This window comes from Methanohalophilus sp. WG1-DM (genome assembly GCF_004104135.1).
GTDB lineage: Archaea > Halobacteriota > Methanosarcinia > Methanosarcinales > Methanosarcinaceae > Methanohalophilus > Methanohalophilus euhalobius.
Map to the genome: position 1 here is coordinate 37369 of NZ_RRBA01000009.1, position 24292 is coordinate 61660.

At 42.8% G+C, this 24292-nt stretch carries 31 protein-coding genes; 12 read left to right on the forward strand and 19 right to left on the reverse strand.

The window, feature by feature from the left end; translation table 11 throughout:
• The first annotated feature begins 7 nt into the window (after positions 1 to 7).
• The gene (locus CI957_RS07115; RefSeq protein WP_105460214.1) at positions 8 to 1249 is read left to right on the forward strand and encodes an MBL fold metallo-hydrolase; all 1242 of its coding nucleotides are present in this window, start codon (positions 8 to 10) and stop codon (positions 1247 to 1249) included.
• On the opposite strand, the gene CI957_RS07120 is transcribed toward CI957_RS07115, so the two are convergent.
• Positions 1236 to 1895, reverse strand: a complete 660-nt coding sequence (locus CI957_RS07120; RefSeq protein WP_096711652.1) for a molybdenum cofactor guanylyltransferase — start codon at positions 1893 to 1895, stop codon at positions 1236 to 1238. The genes CI957_RS07115 and CI957_RS07120 overlap by 14 nt on opposite strands.
• A gap of 42 nt (positions 1896 to 1937) precedes the next feature.
• Between CI957_RS07120 and CI957_RS07125 the strand changes: the two genes are divergently transcribed.
• Positions 1938 to 2489: a ferredoxin domain-containing protein gene (locus tag CI957_RS07125; protein WP_128754556.1), complete on the forward strand. Its 552-nt coding sequence runs from the start codon at positions 1938 to 1940 to the stop codon at positions 2487 to 2489.
• Between the two features lie 3 nt (positions 2490 to 2492).
• Here the strand turns inward: CI957_RS07125 and CI957_RS07130 are convergent, their stop codons facing one another.
• The 5 genes from CI957_RS07130 to CI957_RS07150 form a co-directional block, all read right to left on the reverse strand.
• Positions 2493 to 4475 carry a DUF460 domain-containing protein gene (locus tag CI957_RS07130; RefSeq protein ID WP_128754557.1) on the reverse strand — a complete coding sequence of 661 codons (1983 nt, stop codon included), beginning with the start codon at positions 4473 to 4475 and terminating at the stop codon, positions 2493 to 2495.
• Positions 4476 to 4495: 20 nt separating this feature from the next.
• A complete protein-coding gene (locus CI957_RS07135; protein ID WP_128754558.1) occupies positions 4496 to 5401 on the reverse strand; it encodes a serine/threonine-protein kinase RIO2 in 906 nt (301 codons plus the stop codon).
• 22 nt (positions 5402 to 5423) lie between these two features.
• Complete coding sequence (locus tag CI957_RS07140; RefSeq protein ID WP_128754559.1) at positions 5424 to 5816, reverse strand: DUF2111 domain-containing protein; 393 nt, start codon at positions 5814 to 5816, stop codon at positions 5424 to 5426.
• A 71-nt stretch (positions 5817 to 5887) separates the two neighbouring features.
• Complete coding sequence (trxB, locus tag CI957_RS07145) at positions 5888 to 6790, reverse strand: thioredoxin-disulfide reductase (RefSeq protein WP_128754560.1); 903 nt, start codon at positions 6788 to 6790, stop codon at positions 5888 to 5890.
• A gap of 21 nt (positions 6791 to 6811) precedes the next feature.
• A complete protein-coding gene (locus CI957_RS07150; RefSeq protein WP_096711658.1) occupies positions 6812 to 7054 on the reverse strand; it encodes a thioredoxin family protein in 243 nt (80 codons plus the stop codon).
• A 244-nt stretch (positions 7055 to 7298) separates the two neighbouring features.
• Here CI957_RS07150 and CI957_RS07155 point away from each other — a divergent pair, with 244 nt between their 5' ends.
• The 3 genes from CI957_RS07155 to trpA are packed head-to-tail and all read left to right on the forward strand — an operon-like array spanning position 7299 to position 10044.
• Positions 7299 to 8099: an indole-3-glycerol-phosphate synthase gene (locus tag CI957_RS07155; RefSeq protein ID WP_105460127.1), complete on the forward strand. Its 801-nt coding sequence runs from the start codon at positions 7299 to 7301 to the stop codon at positions 8097 to 8099.
• Positions 8096 to 9268, forward strand: a complete 1173-nt coding sequence (gene trpB / locus CI957_RS07160) for a tryptophan synthase subunit beta (protein ID WP_096711660.1) — start codon at positions 8096 to 8098, stop codon at positions 9266 to 9268. Before CI957_RS07155 ends, trpB begins: the two co-directional genes overlap by 4 nt.
• Before the next feature lie 2 nt (positions 9269 to 9270).
• Entirely contained in the window at positions 9271 to 10044 is a 774-nt protein-coding gene (gene trpA / locus CI957_RS07165) for a tryptophan synthase subunit alpha (RefSeq protein ID WP_096711661.1), read from the forward strand.
• Positions 10045 to 10048: 4 nt separating this feature from the next.
• On the opposite strand, the gene ftsY is transcribed toward trpA, so the two are convergent.
• The 10 genes from ftsY to CI957_RS07215 all read right to left on the reverse strand — a co-directional run bounded on the left by ftsY (position 10049) and on the right by CI957_RS07215 (position 15829).
• Positions 10049 to 11104 carry a signal recognition particle-docking protein FtsY gene (gene ftsY / locus CI957_RS07170; RefSeq protein WP_128754561.1) on the reverse strand — a complete coding sequence of 352 codons (1056 nt, stop codon included), beginning with the start codon at positions 11102 to 11104 and terminating at the stop codon, positions 10049 to 10051.
• An 18-nt stretch (positions 11105 to 11122) separates the two neighbouring features.
• A complete protein-coding gene (gene pfdA / locus CI957_RS07175; RefSeq protein WP_128754562.1) occupies positions 11123 to 11542 on the reverse strand; it encodes a prefoldin subunit alpha in 420 nt (139 codons plus the stop codon).
• A 4-nt stretch (positions 11543 to 11546) separates the two neighbouring features.
• On the reverse strand, positions 11547 to 11723 hold the full coding sequence (gene rpl18a / locus CI957_RS07180) for a 50S ribosomal protein L18Ae (RefSeq protein ID WP_013037654.1): 177 nt from the start codon (positions 11721 to 11723) through the stop codon (positions 11547 to 11549).
• 25 nt (positions 11724 to 11748) lie between these two features.
• Positions 11749 to 12399 carry a translation initiation factor IF-6 gene (locus CI957_RS07185; protein WP_096711664.1) on the reverse strand — a complete coding sequence of 217 codons (651 nt, stop codon included), beginning with the start codon at positions 12397 to 12399 and terminating at the stop codon, positions 11749 to 11751.
• A 37-nt stretch (positions 12400 to 12436) separates the two neighbouring features.
• Positions 12437 to 12703 carry a 50S ribosomal protein L31e gene (locus CI957_RS07190; RefSeq protein ID WP_096711907.1) on the reverse strand — a complete coding sequence of 89 codons (267 nt, stop codon included), beginning with the start codon at positions 12701 to 12703 and terminating at the stop codon, positions 12437 to 12439.
• Between the two features lie 10 nt (positions 12704 to 12713).
• Complete coding sequence (locus CI957_RS07195; RefSeq protein ID WP_048902271.1) at positions 12714 to 12869, reverse strand: 50S ribosomal protein L39e; 156 nt, start codon at positions 12867 to 12869, stop codon at positions 12714 to 12716.
• Positions 12870 to 12933: 64 nt separating this feature from the next.
• Positions 12934 to 13545: an alpha hydrolase gene (locus CI957_RS07200; protein WP_128754563.1), complete on the reverse strand. Its 612-nt coding sequence runs from the start codon at positions 13543 to 13545 to the stop codon at positions 12934 to 12936.
• Positions 13546 to 13551: 6 nt separating this feature from the next.
• Complete coding sequence (locus CI957_RS07205; RefSeq protein ID WP_096711666.1) at positions 13552 to 13902, reverse strand: DNA-binding protein; 351 nt, start codon at positions 13900 to 13902, stop codon at positions 13552 to 13554.
• Positions 13903 to 13960: 58 nt separating this feature from the next.
• Positions 13961 to 14410: a 30S ribosomal protein S19e gene (locus CI957_RS07210; protein ID WP_096711667.1), complete on the reverse strand. Its 450-nt coding sequence runs from the start codon at positions 14408 to 14410 to the stop codon at positions 13961 to 13963.
• 147 nt (positions 14411 to 14557) lie between these two features.
• On the reverse strand, positions 14558 to 15829 hold the full coding sequence (locus CI957_RS07215) for an adenylosuccinate synthase (protein WP_128754564.1): 1272 nt from the start codon (positions 15827 to 15829) through the stop codon (positions 14558 to 14560).
• A gap of 137 nt (positions 15830 to 15966) precedes the next feature.
• Here CI957_RS07215 and CI957_RS07220 point away from each other — a divergent pair, with 137 nt between their 5' ends.
• The 4 genes from CI957_RS07220 to dapB all read left to right on the forward strand — a co-directional run bounded on the left by CI957_RS07220 (position 15967) and on the right by dapB (position 18238).
• Entirely contained in the window at positions 15967 to 16260 is a 294-nt protein-coding gene (locus CI957_RS07220; protein WP_105460122.1) for a hypothetical protein, read from the forward strand.
• A gap of 101 nt (positions 16261 to 16361) precedes the next feature.
• Positions 16362 to 16556: a 30S ribosomal protein S17e gene (locus tag CI957_RS07225; RefSeq protein WP_128754565.1), complete on the forward strand. Its 195-nt coding sequence runs from the start codon at positions 16362 to 16364 to the stop codon at positions 16554 to 16556.
• Between the two features lie 18 nt (positions 16557 to 16574).
• The gene (gene dapA, locus CI957_RS07230) at positions 16575 to 17450 is read left to right on the forward strand and encodes a 4-hydroxy-tetrahydrodipicolinate synthase (protein WP_128754566.1); all 876 of its coding nucleotides are present in this window, start codon (positions 16575 to 16577) and stop codon (positions 17448 to 17450) included.
• Positions 17447 to 18238, forward strand: coding sequence for a 4-hydroxy-tetrahydrodipicolinate reductase (gene dapB / locus CI957_RS07235; protein WP_128754567.1), 792 nt, complete (start codon positions 17447 to 17449; stop codon positions 18236 to 18238). Before dapA ends, dapB begins: the two co-directional genes overlap by 4 nt.
• Position 18239: 1 nt before the next feature.
• Here dapB and pyrI read toward each other — a convergent pair whose 3' ends face one another.
• Positions 18240 to 18713 carry an aspartate carbamoyltransferase regulatory subunit gene (gene pyrI / locus CI957_RS07240; RefSeq protein ID WP_096711670.1) on the reverse strand — a complete coding sequence of 158 codons (474 nt, stop codon included), beginning with the start codon at positions 18711 to 18713 and terminating at the stop codon, positions 18240 to 18242.
• A complete protein-coding gene (gene pyrB / locus CI957_RS07245; RefSeq protein ID WP_128754568.1) occupies positions 18710 to 19636 on the reverse strand; it encodes an aspartate carbamoyltransferase in 927 nt (308 codons plus the stop codon). Before pyrB ends, pyrI begins: the two co-directional genes overlap by 4 nt.
• 291 nt (positions 19637 to 19927) lie before the next feature.
• Between pyrB and hxlA the strand changes: the two genes are divergently transcribed.
• Both hxlA and CI957_RS07255 read left to right on the forward strand, forming a co-directional pair.
• On the forward strand, positions 19928 to 21199 hold the full coding sequence (hxlA, locus tag CI957_RS07250) for a 3-hexulose-6-phosphate synthase (RefSeq protein WP_342764919.1): 1272 nt from the start codon (positions 19928 to 19930) through the stop codon (positions 21197 to 21199).
• Positions 21196 to 21963: an A24 family peptidase C-terminal domain-containing protein gene (locus tag CI957_RS07255; protein WP_096711910.1), complete on the forward strand. Its 768-nt coding sequence runs from the start codon at positions 21196 to 21198 to the stop codon at positions 21961 to 21963. Before hxlA ends, CI957_RS07255 begins: the two co-directional genes overlap by 4 nt.
• Before the next feature lie 11 nt (positions 21964 to 21974).
• On the opposite strand, the gene recQ is transcribed toward CI957_RS07255, so the two are convergent.
• On the reverse strand, positions 21975 to 23774 hold the full coding sequence (recQ, locus tag CI957_RS07260) for a DNA helicase RecQ (RefSeq protein ID WP_128754569.1): 1800 nt from the start codon (positions 23772 to 23774) through the stop codon (positions 21975 to 21977).
• Positions 23775 to 24026: 252 nt separating this feature from the next.
• On the opposite strand from recQ, the gene CI957_RS10650 reads away from it, so the two are divergent.
• Positions 24027 to 24218 carry a hypothetical protein gene (locus CI957_RS10650; protein ID WP_148039182.1) on the forward strand — a complete coding sequence of 64 codons (192 nt, stop codon included), beginning with the start codon at positions 24027 to 24029 and terminating at the stop codon, positions 24216 to 24218.
• Positions 24219 to 24292: the final 74 nt, after the last annotated feature.

Consider the following 24292-nt stretch of genomic DNA (forward strand, 5'->3'; position numbering starts at 1 on the left):
GAAAACTATGCGTATTGATTTTAAAGGGGGTTGCAGGGAGGTAGGGCGATCTGCAATTCTGGTGAATGAAGAGATTCTGATAGATTACGGCATCAAGCCGGGAGACCGACCCGACTATCCAGTTGATGGTATTTTTCCGAAAAGCATTTTTGTTTCCCACGGCCATCTTGACCATTGCGGAGCGGTTCCCAACCTCATGGACCTGAGTCCAGAGGTGTACATGACACATATGACCTCCAGGTTTACTGAAATCCTGGGCAGGGACACACTCAAAATATCAGAAAGAAGAGGATTACCAGAACCGTATGATGAAGGAGATTTGCAGAAACTTTCCCAGATTACAAGAAGAAAGCACTTTGGAGAAGAGGTCAGGACAAACGACTATCTTGCCAGGATATATAGTGCAGGGCACATACCGGGTGCATCATCGATATACCTCGAGGACAATAAAGGGGAAAGCCTGCTTTATACCGGTGATATAAGTACCAGTGATTCCAGGCTTGTATCAAAAGCTGACACATTGCCTGATGTAGATGTATTGATTACAGAAAGCACATACTTTGGAGAAGACCACCCACCCCGAAAGGAAACCGAGAAAGCATTTATTGAGTCTGTTATTGATACAATTGATATCGGTGGTACGGTCATTATCCCTGCTTTTGCCATTGGACGGACACAGGAAATTATGATGTTACTCCATTCAGAAAAGATTCCCTGTTTTGTGGATGGCATGGGAGTGGCAATGACAGATGAGATGCTGAATCATCCAGAATACCTAAAATATCCAAAAAAACTGGAAAAGGCATTTGGTTTTGCTACTACTGTAAAAGGAAACAAGAGAAATAGAATTCCTCTGGAAGGTTCGGTCATAGTAACAACTGCGGGAATGCTTAATGGAGGCCCTGTACTCTATTATCTGGATAAGAAAGCTGACGATCCGAAAACAAAAGTAATGCTTACAGGATATCAGGTCGAAGGAACAAACGGCAGACTTGCTCTTGACAGTGGTTTTCTCGAAATAAATGACCGAATACAACATCTGAGGTGCAAACTGGAGCAATACGATTTTTCGGCCCATTGCGGGGATAAAGAGTTGAAAGAACTTGTAAGGGACTTTTGCGACAGGGGAACTGAAACCGTGTACACAATGCACGGGGATGATGCGGAGGGGTTCGCACAATGGATAATGGATGAAATCGGTGTTGAGGCCTATGCTCCTGCAACCGGTGAAACCCTTATGACCCGATGAAATCATTCCTGACTGACCTGAGGTCATCCAGAGTATTAATATTTTGGAGGCATGCAAGGAGTGGATCCATTTTTTCTATTTCCGCTATGTCCACTTCAACCATGTCATTCATTTCAAATACGGGTGACAGAATGAAATACCTGTTATCCCGTATCGACTTTTCAATGAGGGGAATCAGCAGGCAAACCCTGTAAACTGCACAGAGAGGCTCATAACTGTCATTTTTTCTTTTTATGAGAGCGCAATTATGGCCTTTTGCTTTTGAGAAGAGCAACTCAACTATTTTCGGGTCAGGAAAAGGCATATCACAGGCTGTGACAAAAATATATTCATAGGAGGCAGCTTTCAATCCTGCCAATATGCCCGCAAGGGGACCTACCCCTTCATACTCGTCAAAAGCCGTTGGTAATTCTCCCGTAACTGGAGCAAGTAAATCATATTGGTGTTTATCCCGCAGGGATATTATTATTTCATCCACAAGCGGCTCAAGTGTGCTGATTATCCGACTGATTACAGGCATCCCTTCTATCTCTATCAGGGCCTTTTCTTTATAACCAAAACGTTTTCCTTTTCCTCCTGCAAGTATCAGGGCCGAACGTGGCATAGTGCCAACAATCCCGACATTAAATATTACACTTTCGCACAATATCCGAAACAATTAAAGACCAGTATTATCAATCCGTTATGCATGGAACAAAATCCTGAAAAAAAAGAAGTAGCAGAAATGGCGAGGATCGTATTAGCAGCAGCCAGAACTGCTCCAAAGGGTAAAGGAATTGATGATATAGTAACTGCCCTGGCCGATAGAAAAGATATGGAAGATATCGCAACCGAGATGGAAAATATCGCTGATGAAAAGAGTGATGGATTCCAGTTCCTGAAAAGGGATGCAGCAAATGTCAGGCAGGCGGATGCCTTTATAGCTATAGGAGTCAAGCATGCCGAGCCGCTTAAATTGAACTGTGCTGCCTGCGGCTTTGCAACATGTGCAGAAATGAAAGCTCAAAAAAGAATAGAAGGAGATTATGCGGGTCCTAACTGTGCTTTCAAGAACATAGATCTGGGAATTGCTATTGGATCTGCTGTGGCTAAAGCAAAAGACCTGTGCATAGATAACCGCATAATGTACTCGGCAGGAAACGCTGCACGTTCACTGGGTTTGGTTGAAGCGGATGTCGTTATGGGAATTCCATTAAGCGTTTCAGGAAAAAGCCCTTTCTTTGACAGGAAATGGCCCTGAATATCAGGTTATACCGCGACGGCGCTCACTGCGATACTGATCCACAAGAGATTTTAATTTCTCTTCCTCTTTTTCCTTTTTCCAGTGATCAGCTTTGCCAAACCAGTTTTCAATTGCAATTTTCAAAGTTTTAGGAGATACAACTGCAAAATCACCCTCTTTTTGTATATCCAGATCTTCAAGTACAGGAATACTTTCTTCAAAAAATACCTCTTTTGCCGCGTAAGATATTCCTGCAGGTACGATCAGCGCTTTTGGAGAATAAGATGCAAGCAGGCCAGCAGTTGAAGCACTACCCCCACTGGGGTCCTGGAAATAAACAACATCCCCTTTTTTAAGGCCATACACATCTGCTACGTTCAAGATGGATTCGCGGCTAAAAGAAGAAATGACTTTTACAGGAATGCCTTCACCCCTGCTTTCCATCTTTTTGATACTTTTAAGGCGTTTTACCTGAGCCTTAGAATCATGAAGCCTCTTATTCAGACGTTTGATATCCCTTTTAAGGTTCGCAATTTTCTTATTACGAATTGAAATCTCTTTTTCCTTCTGCAGTTTAATGCGTTCAGTTTCACGCATTTGCCGGATTTTTGATTCCAGGTTGGAGATTGTACTATCCCTTGACCTACGTTGATCAATGAGCTCTTTCACATATTCCTGTAATTCAGCAATCTCCGAATCCCTGCGTTTGAGCTTTTCTGTCATTTTACGATAGGTTTGATCATCAATACCATCAGAAAGAGAGCCAGAAGTTTCTGCTGCACTTTTTTGGGCCTTCGATGGTTGCTTCTTTTCCTTCAAAGAACTAATGGCCTCTTCTATGGATGAACCTTTGATGACTTCGACTTTTATTTTATCGATATCCATGTAAGGAGGAGACTTACTTTCAATCTTCAGGAAAAGCTGTCTGTATTTTTTATAAGCTGATATGGCAGCGGAAAGGGAATCCCTTTCATGGTCATTGGAATAGCCATGGGGTTTAGCCAGTTCAATCTTTTCATCCGATGGAATGGGACCACCGGGGGAATAACTGACAGCACTGAAACTACGCCTGATTTTTTCCACTGCTGCAGGCATCGGGTATACATCGGTCGCCACTATTGCAGGTTTGCCGTATTCAGAAATAAGTTTCACCACTTCATCATGGGAAATACCCCGATAACTGGCGCAATGTAGAACATCACCTTCAAGAGAAAGTATGGAGAGGCCAACAGTCGTGCCCGGATCAACACCCACAATAGTAGGCCTGCGTTCTTTGCTTTTCAAAGGTATATACTGTATCTTATCCCTCACAAAACTCCTGACATTTACCTGCACATCCGAACCGGATGAGGGATGGATGGGTACATCGCACTTGCGTGCATTAACGGTAAATTCACACCTGACATATCCTCCAAAGCCCTTGACGACTTTGCTTGTGTAATTGAAGTTGCGCTCCTTTGCCGCTCCTTTAAGTATCGATTCAATCTCACGGCTTTTGACTTTTACAGCCCCGTGAACCTTACGACAATAACGATTCTGACTCCAACCTCCCCTGCCAAGAGAACGTGCCCTGCTTACCTTTATTTTTGTTTTATCCTCAAAAAGGGATACTTCCACCCCTACTCCCATTTCAGCCAGTCTTGCACAGGCTTCTGCTTCATCCCCGGGATCACGGGGATTTATTGAAATATCATACTTGTGGGCAAGAAAGGGCAGGGAAACCTGCTTCAATCCACCTGTGACCTGTACGAGTTTCACACCAGAAGGGAGTTTTTCCAGGAAATGAATCAATTCCTTCTTATCTTTTGCCAGTTCATAGATATTATCTACAGCTATTATCATTGGATGATCATCTTTTATCATCCTGAAAATACGATGCATTTTCAACATCGAATGCCTGTAAACCGAACCGTCTTTCAGAATAGCAACTGCATAACGTGGAACCTGACCGGAACGCGGCGACCCCCCGGCAACGTCTATACCATAAATGGCATTTGATGTCATTATCTGTATTTTTGTTTGTATTAATCTTTAATATTATCGGTACTGGATACTATCTGTCCATATAATGCGTCGACATCTCTTTTCAGATTATATTTTTTCTTGAAATGAGCAGCTATGTTCGAAATATCACGCATTAGGAGCTCCTCTGCATGAGGATGAGACGGAGTTACATACTGAGGCCAATCGATAATCTGCACACCTTTGGGATTGACAAAAATATTGTACTCACTCAGATCGGCATGAATTACATTATGGCAATAGATATTTTCGACCTGCTCCATTATCATATCAAAAAAGATTTCGGGATCTTCCAGTCTGACCTTGAACAAAAGTTCTCCTTTGGCAGGTTCCATTACTATAGCATGCCTGTTACTGTCGATGGGTTTGGGAATGCTGATATCAGGATACAGACGGGAAATTACTTCGTACTCACGTCCTGCTGCAAGTCGGGCGGCATATATCCAGGAAAAATGTTCCCTATTAACCAGGTGTCCACGCAACCTTTTAACATCCTTGAAACTGGTGCGCCCTTCCCTGTGGAATTTTACTATCACTGTTTCCGGATCACCGATGGGCAATTCAGGTTCTTTCATACCCTCATGAACAACCGATTCCTTGCCCACACCGATTTCATCCCCAAGGGCACAGATACTACCCCGTTTTACCAGTGCATTGATAGCCAGAGCATCATAACCATTGAAATACAGCCTGTAGCCTTCATAGGGTTGTGTTGTTGCCACAACAAGCTCTTTTTCGATCAATTCACCTAACAAATAGGCCAGGTTCTGCTGGTCGATACGTGTGTATTTCACAAGTTCATCAAAAGGTACCCATTCATGATCTTGCATGCCTACTTCAATACCTGTAAGAATACGAAAGTCCCTGGAGGTTATATCAGGAAATAACCTGAGTACATCGGCAATCATTGTATCACAAAACAAAAAATAATTAAGTGTGCCTTTTTCTGGCTTCTTCCACTTCATCTATTATGTCAGGGTATTCCCTGAAAACAGAAAGGATATCCAGAGCTGCCACAAGATCCACAACCCCTAGTGCACCGACAATTTCTCCATCAGGGGTATTTATTGGAGTTACTGCAACCGCCTTTCCTTTGTATACACCTTCTTTGGGGACTGTACGGATGGTGGTCTTTTCCTCCAGAACTTTTTCAAGTATAGGACCTGTGTAATCCCGATCTACAACTTCCCCTTTTTCCATTCGGATACCTTTACCATTGACACTGCGAATGGTAGTCGGAATACCCAGAAGAAAGTGAACCGCAGATGCAATTGGCTCCAGGTCCTCTGCAGTAGAGTCTTTACATATTTTCAAGCATATCATAATTCCACCTTACATACCAATAAGACTTCAAAAAATATAATACTTATCGAAAACAACCAAAGAAAACATCCTTAGATGCCTTCGATGTACTTAAAAGCAGAATAAGCCGCAATGGCTCCATCCGAGGCTGCAGTGATTACCTGGTAAAGGGGAGATTGTCTGCAATCCCCGGCGGCAAATATGCCTCTGACGGACGTTGTCATCGATTCATCAGTGATTATGAACCCTTTATTGTTCTTTTTAACATTAACAAAATCGGTATTGGGATTGAAGCCTATATAAATAAAAGCACCGTTTACAGGAAGTTTTTTTGTCTCTTCAGTAATTACATTATGTACCTGCAGGGATTCAACAACATCTTTTCCTTCTATTGCATCCACAGCACTATCCCAAACAAATTCAATATTTGGGCGGTCAAACGCCCTGTCCTGAAGAATAGAGGATGCTCTCAATTTATCGCGACGATGAATTAAGTACACTTTTGAAGCAATATCTGAAAGGAATATAGCATCTGTAACAGCCGATTCCCCTCCACCGATCACTGCTACTTCTTTGCCGGAAAAAAATGGACCGTCACAGGTAGCACAGTAAGAAACACCCCTACCCAGGAATTCCTTTTCACCCGGTACATCCAGTTCCCGGGGAGAAGAACCCGTTGCAACAATGAGTGATTTACTTTTTAGTTCTTCCTCACTGGAAGAAACAATAAAGTCATCACCTTCTTCAGCCACGGATTTGATTTCCATGACCTTAGAGGTGACCCCGGCTTTTTCTGCATGGTCCAGGAATTTTTCCATCAGTTCCATTCCACCGATCGAGGGAAACCCTGTATAGTTTTCGATCGTTTTTGCAGTGCTTATCAAACCACTCATGCTGTCCTTATCAACAAGCAAAGTATCCAGTCCATATCTGACTGCATAGATTGCAGCCGTAACTCCTGCGGGTCCGGCACCCAGAATTATTAAATCATACATCAATATCCCGACATTTAAAGATTACTTGATACTTTCAAGAGCTTCATCTTTGGAAGGAATACCTATAAAGGCCACCTCTCCATCGATCACAGTCGTTGGCACAGCCATCACAGAATATTCCTGAGCTATCTTTTGCCCCTCATCAGATTCTACATCGATCTCTTCATATTCAAAATCATGTTCCTCTTTGAGGTCTCTCCAGATCTTTTCAGCCTTTGGACAATTGTGACACCAGCTTGCATATAAAAGAATTACTTTTGTCATATAATCCCTCTTAATTTATTCACTGATTAAGGTTGGTTTCAGAATATATCAATTTAATTGAGGTTTAATGAATTTTCAGATATCAAGGAAGAGTTATAGCAGCTGATTATCTCCATTAATAGAACGGAATTTTATTTCAAAGCAAAGAAGACACTGGCAATGATAGATCGTATGCCCTGACAATAAATTTAAATGTGATGACATTAATGTACATACAAATACATCAAAGTACATAGGTGTCCAGATGCATCCGAAGATCGAACAAATAATCCAAAAATCAAAAGAAAGGGCAGACGCACTTTCTGAAAGTAACACATACACCAGACATAATGATATAAGGGATATTTTCGAATCAATCGGGCTTGCCCGTAGCAGAGGACACATACCCATAATTGCCGAAGTAAAACCTGCTTCACCAACAGGAAAATTTGCTGATGTAAACCCGGAAATGGCCTCACAAATTGCCTGTGACATGGAAAATGCGGGAGCTGTAGCCTTATCTGTCCTTACGGAACCCTGTTACTTTGAGGGAAGTATAGAAAACCTTGAAAGTGCAAGGAAACATACTTCCATACCTGTTTTGCGCAAAGATTTTATTGTGGACAAAAATCAGATGTATCAAGCCAACAGTGATGTTATATTGCTGATTGCAGGGATATTGGGTAAAAGGCTACCGGAATTCATAGAAATCGCCCGGAGAAGGAACATCGAGCCTCTTGTAGAAGTACACAATAAAAAAGAGCTTGATTATGCACTTGAATGTGACACAATCCTCATAGGGCTAAATAACCGCAGTTTTGAAACCCTTGAAATCGATCTGGAAACAGCTGAAAAACTCATTCCCCTCGTGAAAGAACATGACCGTAAATACAACCAGCAACACCTGATAATAGGGGAAAGTGGAGTCAAGAGCACAGATGATGCGGCAAGGATGATCAAGGCAGGGGCTGACGCTTTGCTTGTTGGAACCTACCTTATGGAAGGCAATCTTAAAGAAAAAATGAAACAACTTATTGAAGCAAATAAGAATCAGGAGATAGTATGAACCATTATTATGGAGACTACGGTGGACAATACGTACCGGAAATATTGATGCCGCCACTTCAAGAACTTGAAGAAGCGTATGAGCAATACAAGGCAGACCCGGAGTTTACCTCCCAGCTTAATGACTACCTTGAAAATTATGCCGGAAGAAGTACGCCCCTATATTATGCAAAGAACATGAGTGCTAAATACGGCATAAAAATCTACCTCAAGCGGGAAGACCTCGTACATGGAGGAGCACATAAACTCAACAATACCCTGGGACAGGCCCTTCTTGCAAAATTCATGGGCAAAAAAAGGTTAATCGCAGAGACAGGAGCCGGCCAGCACGGCACCGCAACTGCCATGGTGGGAGCAAAACTGGGATTTGAAACCATGGTATACATGGGATCAAAAGATGTAAAGAGACAGCTTCCAAATGTCTACCGTATGAAACTGATGGGTACTGAGGTAGTATCAGTTGATACCGGTTCAAAGACAATGAAAGATGCAATAAATGAAGCATTAAGGGACTGGGTAACAAATGTCGGGGATACACACTACCTCATTGGATCGGTAGTCGGCCCACACCCGTTCCCGAAGATTGTGAGGGATTTCCAGAGTGTTATCGGCAGGGAAGTAAAGGAGCAAGTCATGAAAGTGGAGGGAAGATACCCGGATTCTATCGTGGCCTGTGCAGGCGGCGGAAGTAATGCAATGGGTATTTTCTACCCCTTCCTGGATGATGAAGTGAATCTTTTTGCAGTAGAAGCAGGCGGTGAAAAACTCAGGGAAGACGATAAAATCGCCTATCATTCAGCATCCCTGGCAACAGGGAAGGAAGGTATACTGCATGGTGCCAGAACTAAGGTCCTGCAGAACAGGGATGGACAGATACTGGAATCCACATCAGTAGCAGCCGGCCTGGATTATGCAGGCGTGGGACCCGAACTTGCCCGGCTCTCAGAAACCGGCCGGGTGAAACCCTGTTATATAACTGACATGGAAGCCCTTGAGGCATTCCATGAGCTTAGCAGGCTGGAAGGAATAATCCCTGCACTGGAATCTGCACATGCCATTGCATATGTAAGGAAAATGGCAGATCATGGCATACTGGGTGATACAGTAGTTATAAATCTCTCCGGAAGGGGCGATAAAGATCTCCAGACTATTATGGATATGGAGGAGTGAATATGCGCATCAGTCAAAAATTTGAAGAACTTAAGGACAAAAATGAAAAAGCACTGATCGCCTATGTCTGTGCAGGGGACCCCGATCCGGATACCACACCTTCTATTGTAAATGCGCTTGTTGAAGCCGGCGCGGATATAATAGAACTGGGTCTGCCTTTCTCCGATCCTGTAGCAGACGGGCCAACCATACAGGCCGCAACCTGCCGTGCAATTGAGGCCGGCATGAACACAGAGAGCTATTTTGAGATGATAAAAGGCCTGGAAGTAAATGTTCCTCTCATTTGTATGACCTATTACAACCTCATATATCGCCAGGGTAGTGAAAATTTCGTGAAGAAGTGCGCTGATGCGGGAATTTCAGGATTGATTATACCCGATCTGCCATTGCATGAAGCAGATGAACTGATCGAGATATGCAAAGAGGAAGGAATTGATAATATATTTCTTGTCGCACCAAATACAAGCGATCAGAGACTGGATGCAATTAGCAGCAAAAGTTCGGGTTTTATATATATAGTATCCAAACTAGGGGTTACCGGAGAAGGAAAAAACATCTCGTCCAATGTAGCAGGCCTTCTGGATAAAATCAATTCAGACCTTCCAAAAGCCGTAGGTTTTGGAATATCAAACAGAAAACATGTAGAAGAAATGGTCGCTGCAGGAGCTGATGCGGTAATCGTGGGTTCTGCCTTTGTAAATATAATAGCCAGCAAAGATAATGTAATATCCCGCTTAAAGGAAATAACAAAGGATTTGAAAGAAGGATGCAGATAAGCTTTTAACTGAAGATCTGATCAACAAACCAGCGAGGATCGAATTTTTTCAGATCCTCGTATTCCTGCCCCAGTCCGAGGAAAACAATAGGTTTACCTGTTATGTATGCAATGGAAATCGCAGCCCCGCCTTTTGAATCAGCATCTGTTTTTGTAAGGATAGAACCATCAACTGGCACTGCCTCGTTGAACTGTTCAGCCCTTTCGACTGCATCATTACCTGCAACCGCCTCATCTACAAAAAGCACAAGGTCCGGAGGACTTACACGGCATATCTTCTGGAGCTGTGCCATCAGATTTACATTGGTATGCATCCTGCCGGCAGTATCAGACAAAACCACATCACTACCATGGGCTTTTGCATACTGTACGGCATCATAAACAACAGCTGCAGGGTCGCCCCCTTCCTGATGTTTAATCAGTTTTACTCCGATGCGCTCAGCATGTACAGCGATCTGGTCAATCGCCCCTGCACGGAATGTATCCCCTGCCGCAATTACAACAGACTTATTCATGCTTTTAAGGCGATGAGCAATCTTGGCAATAGAAGTTGTCTTACCTGTTCCGTTAATACCAACAAAAACGATATTGACAGGCTTCTCATGACTATCAATGAATTCATCAAAATCGAATACATTAGCAGACATGACATCATTAATCGACTTTTTCAATGCATCTTCTACGATCCTGCCTGTGTTGCTACCTATCTTTTTACGGCTGCCTACAAGTTCTTTTTTTACATCAGTAACAATCTTTTCAGAAACCGAAATTGCAATATCACTTTCCAGAAGAGACATTTCCAATTCCCAGAGGATATCTTCGACGTCCGCTTCATCAAGGATAAACTCACGTTCAAAAACCAAAGCTTTGGCTTTATGTGCAAACCCTGTTTTATTTTCATCCTTAGTTCCAGTTACAGCCTCTTTTTCCTGAAAACCAGTCTCTTCTACAGCTTCAGGCTCAGTAGCGGATGATTCTTCCACAGGAGTGGCTTTATCTTCAATTTTGGAACTGAAATTTTGCTTAAATCCCGAAAGTTTGTTCTTAAGCTTATTAAACAAGGTTATGCTCCATAAAAATTATTGCTGTGGCTGCTGTTGTTTTGCCATAGACTCAATGGACTGGATGCGCTGATTGATCTGTTCAAGGTTCTGGTTCATCTGTTCCAGTACCTTCTGCAGATCATCTTTGCGCTTATTAAGAGTGATTATAGCTCCATCAACATCCTTTTCTACACTAATCCCGGCACCGACCTCAACAACAACTTTGTTGTCATTGGCTATATTTGCATTTACAAAAGAACCTGCACCTATAGGAACAAGGGTATCGGGATTTTTGGAAAATGATTGGAGATCCTCAAGAGTCGTTATTGCCCGCCCACAGTCATCAATGGACATCTGCAACATATTTGTCTGCTGCTGTATGGTCTGGGCACGTTTCTGGAGCTCCCTGTGCTGAAGGGCCAGGTTCTGGATATTCTGCTGACCTTCTTCTGCCATATAATCATGCCTCTTCGACACTGTCTATCTTTATCAAGTAGCGCTTGATACCGTTCTTGCTTCCAAAAAGGGAATAAACTTTCTCAACTGCGTTCTTTTCATTCTGGCTTTCCACATTTTTTGTGAATTTTTCCCAGATATGACCCGCTTTGAATGTGCCTTTTACAACAAAGTCGCTCATAAAATCACCCGCATAATATGTTAAATCAATCAAACATCAATGCATCTTCAATTCTTCCAAGTTCATGACCTGTGGTTTCCGAACCTGCAACATATCCAGAAGAATTAGCAAGCACACCGGAACCTACTACCTGGGATCCGTAATTTACAGTACCTATTTCCACATTAAGTCCAAAAAGATTCTCAAGAATGGAAACTTCTTCCTGTTTTATCATTGGATGGGCAAGCAATCCATGATTGGTAACCACACCCGCCATTCCCACAGTTTTGATACCGGCAATCGTGCCTCTTCTGACATCAACTGAAAGAGTCTTTTCGATTATCTCAATTGCTTTGTCAGAGATATCCGGATGGACAAGAGCTGCTGAATCATTGGCAAGCACTATGTTTCCTATTGCCGATAGATTATCTGGAACCTCTGCTACTGGAAGGTCTATTTTTTTAGGAAGGGGACCTGAGCCTTTCGGCACAAGGAATCCTGAGGAATTCCCTTTTGAGAGGGAACCCACGACTACACTCCCATTTACAAGAGTGGAAACTACTTCCACCTCAAGTATATCTTCCAGCATACCAGATGTCTTATCGTTCGTACCCGGAGGCACAAGGGCGAAATCCTCTGTACAGGTTGCAAATACCCCTATTACGGGATTTTCATATATGTTTAGGGTTCGGATCATAAATTATTTCGAACTTGGAATTGTATCGGCATTCAAATTATGCCAATTCTGCCTGAACCTCACCATCTTCGAACATTGCTGCCCGTATCCGGATTGAGGAAGGTGGCTTCTCGGCTCCGCGATTCCAGACCAATTCATTGATACTGCTATCAATTTTGACCTGTTCAGGAGACGCCCTCATGTGCCTGACCAGGTATTTCTTTACCAGGGTCATCGCACGAGTTGTACGTTTCCATTTAGGGGCCAGTTTTGCATCCCTGAGCGGAATGGTATAAACCTGTTCTTTTACGATATCATCTACCATTGCCATTACCTCATTTCACTTTAAGGCTGTTCCTTCTCCAGTGCCTTCTCTTGGGATGACTGACAACCTTTCTGTTTGACTTGATAATTGCCCATGTAGGAACCCTCTGGTTCTGGACGTGGGCCTTTGCCAATCTCATTTTCTGTCCTTTCGTGTTATGGCTCACTTGTCTCACCTGATCCACGTTGCTCTCAAATTTATATTTATAAATCAATTAATGATATAAAATTTTAATTGGTAGCCTTTTCCTTAATTTTCCTCAACACTCTCGATTGAACGTGTTCGGGAAATATGGAAAGGACCTTTTCATCATCATATTCCTGTCGAATCAAATACCTTAATTCAGTTTCATAATCCGCCTTGGAAATTCTGTCACTCAATCCTTCTTCAACTTCAAGATGTTCACAAACCATTAAATCAACCGCAGCACGGCCAAATCCTTGCAGAGGGGACGCACAATGCACCCCATACCGATCCTCAATGCTGCGTAGTCTGGATATATCCATCCTGGGCACCCGGTCATCACGTCTTATCCCATCAACGATCATATCAACACTACCACTTGCCGCTATTTTTTCAAGGGCATGTGAGTGAATGTGATTAATCGCATTTTTTGGGAAATTGTCTTCAACTGCCATCTCAAGGGCTTCATCCAAAACTGAACGCTCAAGTTCTACAACCGAATGATCAAAACCCAATTCATCAGCCACTTTACATGCAATATTTCCTACATCGACGAGGGAAAAAGTGCACGTTACAAGTTCAACGTCAAAATATGGTTCCAGTAAAATGGCGGATAGGGCACTATCCTTCCCGCCACTAAACATCACCCTTGCTTTCATATCTGATTACAGTCTTGTGATCTTGGGGTCATGTTTTTTGGGTTGCATCCGGGTAAGCAAGGCTTTCATTTTCTCATCGTCGATGGTGGATTGCAACCGGCCACTCTGAGCTAGTCCCACAATCTGGGATTCGACCTGTTCTGCCAGTTCTTTGCGAGACATTTTCAACCTTGTAAGGCGTTCCCTTGCATCGGGTGTCGTGACCTGGCGAAGGACAGCATGAATCTTTGCTTCCCTTTCTGCCTGTGCCTGTTCCTGCTGGTATGCAGCCTGTGGATTGTTGTCTTGCTGGGCGGCTTGCTGCCTCTGCATTTCTTCAAGCCTTTTCCTGCGGATTGCTTCGAGATCATCTGCCATGGTATAAAACCCCTTTTAAGGAAGACTGGCTTTATTAGCCAACCCGGATTAATTACATTTAATATTTTTGCATCTCGGGAATTTCAGAAACCAGTTCCTTCTTGATTTCATTAGCTGTATTGTCAAGCAAAGACTTTCCTGCTGGAGATGCAACCCTACCTGCCTTCTGTTTCTTTACAAAACCGGCATCTTCAAGCTGTTGGGCTATTGTACGGGCAACTGCACCGCTACCCTTTGCTTTCTTTGCAGGGGTTACACGCTTTGCTTTCTTTCCTCCGTATATGGAACGAAGCCTCTGTATACCTACCGGACCGTCAGTATATATCCTTCTGAGGACCGCAGCACAGCGAGTATACCACCAGTCATCTTCCACTGGAGGAAGTTCTCTGTGTGCACCGGTCTTCACATAGGCTGCCCATTCCGGAGGTTGGATCTTCTCATTTTCTTTAAGTTTCTCTGCTGTCTTTTTGATAATATCATTAGCAGGGACATCATATGCTGTAGTCATTCTATCCTCCTTCAAATAAAGATAGCATCAGGCATAACGTTTACGACTGACATTCACTTTGAAACGCGTCTGTATATGCACTGGAATAAGACTCTTAAATCTACCGGTTCATATATATGGTTTTTGGATCGAAAGCGTTGCAAACCTTCATTTCATGAAAGTTTGTTCCCTTCCCGGCCCCACAGAGATATATTTGACCGGGATTCCCATCAATTCTTCAAGGCGTTCGACATATTTCCGGGCTTTTTTGGGCAGGTCCTCATAACCAGATACAGAGGTTAAATCTGTATCCCAGCCTTCCATATCTTCATAAACAGGCACACATCTTGCAAGTTTTGAAGTATCTTCCGGCGGATAATCAATTACGTTTCCATCCAATTCATAGCCAACACCTATTTTTACAGGGTCAAGACCTGTCAGTACATCCAATTTTGTAAGAGCTAAGGAAGTATAACCATTAAGGTAGACTGACTTTTTGGCAAGAGGCATATCAAACCAGCCACACCGCCTTGATCTGCCTGTAGTGGTACCAAATTCATGGCCTACATCATGCAGGTGCTGGCCTGCGTCACCTTTCTGTTCAGTAGGAAGCGGACCTGCTCCCACACGTGTAATATAAGATTTAACGATGGCAAGTACTTCATTCACACGAGTCGGACCGACACCAAGATTGGCACATGCGGATCCCGCAATGGTACTTGAAGAAGTTACAAATTTTTGAGTGCCGTGAATTACATCCAGATGACTACCCTGTGCCCCTTCAGCAAGTACATTTTTACCTTCATCCAGCGCAGTATTAATCTCATAGGAAACATCGGCAAGATAAGGAGCTAGTTCCCTGCCCAGGGAAATATACCTGTCCACAAGAGAACTTTCAGTTACAATGGAAGGATCACCACCCATTGCCTTAATTTCCCCTTCCTTCTGGGAAGCAAGATCTGAAAGACGTTGCATAAGGCGTTCTTCATCGATCAGGTCGGAAAAATGAACTTCATCCCTTGCAATTTTATCGATATAGGCAAATCCAATACCTCTTTTAGTGGTACCGATCTTTTCCGAACGGGTAGCTTCTTTGAGACCATCAAGTTCTATGTGATAAGGCATGATTATGCTTGTCTTGGCATCAATACCCAGTTTTTCAGCAGATACTTTTACACCGGCCTCTTCCAGCATCCGTATCTCTTCTACCATAACTTCCGGATTCAGGACCGTTCCCGGTCCAATGAGCACCCGGCTGTCAAGAAGAAAACCAGAGGGGATTAGATGTAACTTATATACCTCGTCCTTAACCTTGACAGTGTGACCTGCATTATCGCCGCCTTGAAACCTGGCAACAATGTCATAGTCACCTGCCATCAGGTCTACTACCTTGCCTTTACCCTCATCACCGAATTGGGCACCGGTAATAATCGTGAACATGGTTGACAGGATTGTATTATATCCATAATAATGTTTTGTCTGGGAAGCCATGTAATAGAAAATGTATAAATGCAGAACAAAAGCAAATCAATCCTTTTAAGAAGATTTATAATCAAAAAATACAATCTATGTACCACATGTATGTATATATTGCAATTGCAGCATATTTCGTGGTATTATTCCTGACATTGCGGGACATAAGAATCTATCGCCGCACTCGTTTCGAATCATATCGAAAAGGAGCTATGAAAGGAATTGCCGCATCCACAATCGTACTGATAGGAGCTGTTATCACACCCCTAAATCCAAATATAGGGCTATTATTCGTGCTGATTGGCATGTTCCTGAATAAAAAAGGTACGAGGGAAAAAGTGTTCAATGATGCAACTGCAACCGAAAGAATGCTGGGTAAAACCGACCTGCAGCAATGAATTTATAACACACTGCAATATCCAAAAGTTATAAATACCTAAAGCTGGTTCAAAAAAGAAGAATTAACTACTACCTATCCAACTATATGGAGTTATCAATTATGGGAAATATTAGACAAAACAATATTAAGAACATAACCTCACGTCTGCTTACCAAACATGGAAATGTATTCACATCTAATTTTGATGATAACAAGAACCTTGTTGCAAAATACACCACAATCGAAAGTAAAGTAATCAGAAACCGTGTTGCAGGCTATGTGACAAGAAAGATCAATCACAAGGGATACGAGTAAAACCGGAGCTGGTTTTTTATGTTTGAAGGAGTTCTACCGGCTCTTATAACCCCATTCACAAAAGACAATACCATTGACATCAGTGGTCTTAAACAAAACATAAGATACGCTGAAGAAGGAGGTGTCAGCGGAGTTGTGGCTTGTGGAACAACAGGCGAATCCGCCACCCTTTCTACGGTTGAACACAAAAAAGTGATCAATACGGCGGTGGAATGTGCCAATGTGCCGGTGATTGCGGGTACCGGATCAAATAATACAGTTGAAGCTGTAGAACTTACAAAACATGCTGCTGACGCCGGAGCAGGGGGAACTCTAATTATATCCCCATATTACAATAAACCCAATAATGCAGGACTGATCCGTCACTTCACTGCAGTAGCAGAAGCAGCAGACATCCCCATCATATTATACAATGTGCCTTCCAGAACCGGACAGGATATCCCACTGGAAGTAATTGTCGAGCTTGCCAGGATTGACAATATCGTTGCGATCAAAGAAGCAAGTGGAAGTATTTCCAAAATCTCAGAAATAATCGAAAACACAGTGGATGAAGACTTCAGCGTTATTTGCGGGGAGGATGGACTTACCTATCCTATAATCGCCCTGGGTGGAGTAGGAGTAATTTCAGTTGTCGCAAATGTAGTTCCAGATATAATGTCCGAGATGGTAGAAGCTGCCCTTAAAGGCGATATGGCAACTGCCAGGAAAAAACATTATGAACTTGCACCCCTCATACGTGCCCTGTTTACTGAAACCAATCCTATACCTGTCAAATGTGCAATGGAAATGATAGGTATGCCCGCGGGTCCGCTGAGAGCACCACTGGCGCCTATCCTGCCGGAAAATGAAAGGATACTGGAAGAAGCATTAAAAGGAATCGGGTGTCTCAAATGATACGGGCAGGAGTAATCGGAGCCTCCGGGAAAATGGGTGGCCTGATAATACAGAACATCGCCAGAAGCGAAGGTATTGAACTGTCCTCTGCATATGACCTGAATAAGATCGGTGAAGATGCAGGAGATGTGGCAGGTGCAGGCAGCCTCGGCGTTTCTATTGCCAGCGTAGAAGATCTTGGAGAAGTCCTCAAGGAAAGTAAAACCAATGTCCTGATTGATTTTACCATTGCAGCAGCAACTGCTTCCAATGCACCAATCGTCGCCGCAAGCGGTGTTAATCTTATTATCGGGACTACTGGTTTTAGCGAAGAGCAAAAGGAAGCAATCGAAGAGAGTATCCTAAAAAACGGTGTATCAGCCGTTATTGCTCCAAATTATGCGGTTGGAGTCAATGTATTTTTCAAGATTATTGAGGAAGCGGCCAAATACCTTCCCGATTACGACATAGAGGTTATTGAAGCACACCATAACCGGAAACAGGACGCACCCAGTGGAACTGCAATGAGGGCTGCAGAGGTTATCGGTAAAGCTGTTGGGCGTGAAGAATACATATTTGGCCGCCAGGGCAACGCACCTCGTAAAAATGAGATTGGTATTCATGCAATCCGTGGAGGAGATATTGCCGGTGACCACACGATTCTTTTTGCCGGAGAAGGCGAAAGGATTGAAATTAAACACCAGGCGCATTCTCGCGATGCATTCGCCGCAGGTGCTGTAAAAGCCGCAATTTGGTTAAAAGATAAAAAATCCGGCATTTATTCCATGGAAGATATCCTGGGACTATAAATTAAAGGAGATGATCTGCAATATTTTCACAGATCACTCTTTCACAATAACCACAGCGTAATTCGATTTTGCCTTCCCGGGTATTCACATCAAATTTAGATTCTATGGGTTCATTGCTGTTGGAAATGCAATTTGGATTGATACATTTTACAACACCTTCTACATGCGAGGGGATACCCACCTGATTCTTTTCCTGCACATCATAATCCCGGATTATATTGATGGTGGCACCAGGAGAAATGAGAGATATTTTATCCACTTCACTGCTCACAAGTTCACGTCCTTCTATCTTGACCACATCTTTTTTTCCATATGAACTGGGCGCATTAATCAGGATACTGACAATTCCCCAGGAAGTGCCGGTTATACCCAGAATCTTGAGAACATTGAGAGCCTGACCGGCTGTAATATGGTCAATGACTGTGCCTGAACATATGGGTTGAACACGAATTTCTTTTTTTGCTACCTCACTCATTCAAACACCCCCATAACAAGACAAAGCAAAGCCATCCTTATTGGAACACCATAAAATGATTGGTCGAAGTATGAAGCATGGGGAGTCTCGTCCACTCGAGGGGTGATTTCATTGGTCCGGGGAAGAGGGTGCATAATCCGCAGGTTTTCCTTTGCATTTTTCAATACTTCCGGTGTAATCTGGAGGCGATTAGCGACTTTCTGATATTCTGCCGGATCAGGAAAACGTTCTTTCTGTATCCGCGTCATATAAAGTACCTCCACATACTGTATGGCATCTTCAATGGAATCAGCCTCTATTACTTTAATATTTTTCTTTTTAAGATCCTCTATAATCTCTGAAGGCATTGAAAGTTCCGGTGGGGACACCAGGGTTATCTCGGCACCATAAAAGGAAAGGGCATAGCAAAGCGAATGTACAGTTCTGCCATATTTGAGATCGCCTGCAAGAGCTATTTTTAAGCCTTCAAGATGGCTTTCGCGCTTGATAGTGTAGAGATCGAGAAAGGTCTGTGTAGGATGATGGCCAGCACCATCGCCTGCATTGAGTATAGGCACTGTCGAAAATTCCGAAGCCAGCCGAGCAGCACCTTCCATAGGATGGCGAAGGACAATGGCATTACTGTAACCAGCTACAACCCTAATGGTATCTGCAAGGGTTTCACCCTTTGCAACAGAACTTGCATCAACCGAACCGAGACTTAACACTTCTCCCCCAAGTCTCATCATGGCAGCCTCAAAAGACATCCTTGTACGGGTACTGGGCTCAAAGAACAGGACACCAAGCACCTTGCCTTTTAAGAGATTGGAACTTGACTTGGACCTGGCAATTGGTTCCATTTCTTCGGCGACTTCCAGAACATGGTCAATCATATCACGTGTGAATTCCTTCATAGAAATGATATGCATATGCTCAAATGACATCAAAATACAGCTCCTTGCAGATTAAAGCTTTAGGGATTAGTTTCATAATAATCAACCGCAGGCGTTTTTTATTCCTATGCGATTATTTGCGGATAGCGTATAAACTTATTGCCAATTACTATGTTCTTTTATAATTGACTCTTTCCGATGACCTCATGATATAGTGCTCAAGGCAGCATCAAAGATTAATCTGGAAAACTTTATAGTGGTTCACTTCTATCCTTCAGCCTGGAGAAATCATAATCGATAATTACAAATAAGAATTAGCAGGGTGATCCTATTAAAACCATAATTCAGCTTGCTCTTGATATACTGGAGATCGATAGAGCTGTGCAGATTGCAAAGGAAGCAGTTGAGGGAGGTATCGACTGGATAGAAATCGGAACTCCCTTCATAAAAAGTGAGGGCATGGACGCCATTCGTACTCTCAGAGAAAACTTTCCTGAACACACCATCGTGGCAGATATGAAAATTGCAGATACCGGCAGCCTTGAAGTTGAAATGGCTGCAAAAGCCGGTGCAGATATTGTTATGGTTATGGCAACAGCCGATGATTCAACGATTAAAGATGCGCTCCAGGCTGCGCAAAAATATGGAGTTCGGCTCATGGCAGATCTCATTAGCACCCCAAAACCTGTTCAAAGGGCTGTAGAATTGGACAGGATAGGTGTGGACATCATCAATATCCACATGGGAATAGACCAGCAGATGACCGGGAAAACACCGGTAGATCTTGTTTTTGAGATTGCTTCCAAAATCAGGGCTGATATTGCTGTAGCAGGTGGACTGGATGAGCAAACTGCAGCCCGGTCTGTAGAAGCAGGTGCTGATATTGTCATTGTGGGCGGTAATATAATTCACACGGATAATGTAACAGAAGCTACCAAAAAAATTCGCCGTAGTGTAGATAATCCACAATTGAATCAGGCAAAAAAACTCGATATGGACGAGGAGATGCGCAAATTGTTCATGGAAATTTCCACCCCTAATATTTCAGATGCCATGCACCGGCAGGGTGCAATGAAAAACATCAAACCCATGCTAAATGATACCAAAATGGTAGGACCGGCTATAACGGTGCAGACATTCGAGGGCGATTGGGCCAAAACTGTGGAAGCGATAGACAAAGCAAAGGAAGGCAATGTAATAGTAATTTATAACGGAAGTTCTCATATCGCACCGTGGGGAGGACTGGCAACCCTGAGCAGCCTAAACCGTGGTATCGCAGGCGTTGTGGTCGATGGAGCGGTAAGAGACATAGAAGAGATACGCAAAATCGGACTTCCGATATTTGCCACTTCCAATGTACCAAATGCAGGCGATCCCAAGGGTTTTGGGGAAGTTAATGCACTGATTAACTGTGGAGGGCAAAAGGTCAAACCCGGCGATTACATAATCGGTGATGAAAACGGGGTTGTTGTAGTACCTGCAGAAAGAGCATACGAGATTGCAAGGCGAGCAAAGGAAGTACAAAAAACTGAAGAGAGATTATTTGATGAAATCCGCAGGGGAGGAACACTTTCCGAAATCCTTAAACTCAAAAAATGGGAGAAGCAAAAATGATAGTTATTGCCAAAATAATGCTATGCCTGGCATTTCTCTCCTATGCCTCCTATAGGGACATGAAGGAGCGCAGGGTAGGCAACAGCGTATGGCTAATTATGCTGGCAGCCTTTTCCCCCTTTATAATTTATGAACTTGCAACTTCATCCAGCCCGGTTACATATATTATGCAAATAGCTATCTCCTTTGGATTAATTTTTGTTTTTTCCTACGTCCTGTTCTATCTGGGAGCATTCGGAGGTGCAGACGCCAAATTGTTGATGGTAATGTCCATTGTGTTTCCTTTCTACCCGGCATTTACTATGGGAGGGACCTATTTCCCCACAGAAGGTGTTCCGATCATGAACTTTTTTACTTTTACAGTATTTGGTAATTCAATACTGCTGACAATAATTGTACCCCTAGGGCTTTTTATCTATAACCTGAGCCGGCCTGACGTTAAAACTACCCTCAAAAAACCCTATTTTATGTTTATAGGCTACAGGGCACCGATAGGAAAGCTTGAAAACAGGCATGTAAAACTTATGCAGCAGTACGAAAAAGATAAAAATGGCATCATTCGGACCTATTTCAGGAGAAATGGCAAAGAAATAGACAGGGAAACCCTTGAGGAATTAAAAGCATATTCAAAGAAGGGAATTATCGACAATATGGTGTGGGTTACCCCGGGTTTGCCTTTTATAGTCCCTATAACCGCCGGTTTTTTAGCGGCTGTATTTTACGGTGACCTGGTCTTTAAACTCACCTTATACTTCATGGCCTGAAAAACAAGCATTCAACAAAAACTTTTGATCTCTGACAAAAATGCATCACCATATTTTTCAAGTTTGCATTTCCCGACTCCTGTTATGGTGAGCATCTGGTTTGCAGTTTGGGGTTTGCTGGAGGCCATCTGTTTTAAACTGGTATCCGCAAAGACAATATAGGGTGGCACATTATCCCTTTTTGCAAATTGCAACCTGAGTCTGCGCAGTTTTTCAAACAACTTCGCATATTCATAATCAGCAGAAGATGATTTCGAAGAAACCTTGCTTTGTCCAGATGGTTTTTTCGTCGAATTTGTTGCAGCAGATGATTGAGGTATAATTACATTAGCACCATCATTGAGAGCCGCCCGGCTTTTCTCATTTAACTTTAAGACCGGATATCTTCCGCCTTTCACTTCCAGGAATCCCAGAGAGGAAAGCCGATGAGAAAGGTCTTTCCAGTAATCTTGCGGATTGTGGGAACCATTACCATGGCAATGTAGTCGGTGGTGACCACATGACACAATTTTTTTAGCCTTTGAACCTGCAATTACCGATGCAACATGGGTTGCCCCGAATTTCTGGTTCAACTCCTTTATGCACTTAAAAATAATTAACGCATCTTCTGTAATATCCATCTGCTGTGGCGGGTTAAGGCAAACGTCACAATGTCCACAATCTTTTTCGGTAGATTCTCCGAAGTATTCGAGTAAAATTTTCCTTCTACAGGTGACTGTTTCACAGTAATCCATCATGTGGCGTAACTTGGAATGAGCAATTTCACGTTCTTTTTTAGAAGACATCTGTTCAATGAAGTATTGATGTTTATACCAATCTCCTCTTTTGAAAAAAAGAATACAATCACATGGTTGCCCGTCCCTGCCACCCCTGCCGGTTTGTTGATAGTAACTTTCCAGATCCGCTGGCAGGTCATAATGCATAACAAAACGTACATTGGACTTATCAATCCCCATCCCAAATGCAACTGTTGCCACAATTACCCTTATAGTACCATTCAGGAACTTTTCCTGAGCACGGTGTCTCAGTTCATCTGACATCCCGGCATGATAGAATGCCGCATTGACTCCTAATTTTTTCAGTCTGCCAGCAAGTCCTTCTACGGATTTTCGTGTCTGGCAATAAATAATTCCACATGAATCAGGATGAGAGCGCAGGTATGATGTGATCTGTTGGTCTGCATTCTCCCCGGATTTAACCTCATAATAAAGGTTGGTCCGATTAAAACTTGCTACATACTTCTCAGAACTGACCATATTGAGTTGTTTTGTTATATCACGGGCAACTGCAGGGGTAGCAGTAGCTGTAAGTGCTATTAGAGGAATATCTGGGAAACCAGAGCGCAGGGCACCTAATTTCCTGTATTCAGGTCTGAAATCATGCCCCCACTGGGATATACAATGTGCTTCATCAACGGCAAAAAGGTTGACATTTGCTTTTGCAAGCAATTTAAGAGTAGACGGCATAGCCAGTCTTTCGGGGGCCACATATAGAAGATCGAGTTTTCCCCTTATTAGAGAATCCTTAACATGGCTCATTTCGGAATTGTCAAGTGTACTGTTCATATAGGCAGCGGCAATGCCACGTGAAAGCAATCTGTCCACCTGATCTTTCATGAGGGATATCAAAGGGGACACAACAACAGTAACACCCTCCATAAGCAGGGAAGGCAACTGGTAACACAAAGATTTCCCACCCCCGGTTGGCATCAATACAAATACATCTTTCTTGTCCAGCACATCCTGAATAATATTTTCCTGAAGGGGACGAAAATTTTCATAACCGAAATAGTCATAGAGGGTTTGCCGCATGTTACATAGATGGTGCTGAATGCATATAAAGCTGTAAATAGCGGGTTGAAAGTATTATGTTAAAAGTTACCGGCACTGTTACAGTTAAGAAATAAATAGGGGGATTCATCCCCTATTTAAAGGAGATGAAAATGGAACAGAATGTATTATTAGATTTAATGCCGGTAGACATTAAATCTTTCGTGCAAAGGAAAAGAAGAAATCTAAAAGCCATAGCATTATCCATACTTGTGTACCAGCAGGGACTTAAGTTTGAGGAAAACCTCAGAACTATTATCATATCTTGGTGAATCGATAAGTTACAGGGGAGTACATTACCGGGTACAGAAATTCGACTTGTGCGTACAGCTTTATGCTGGTAAATTACCAGACACCATAGTAGTTGAAAGTACAGTTTGCAAACCAGTACTGGTTCTTATACGCGGCTATAAATCCCGATTCTAAAAGAATAATCTATGCCAAGATATATCCTACAAGGAACCACTTAACTACGAAATCTTTCTTTAAGGATTTGAAAC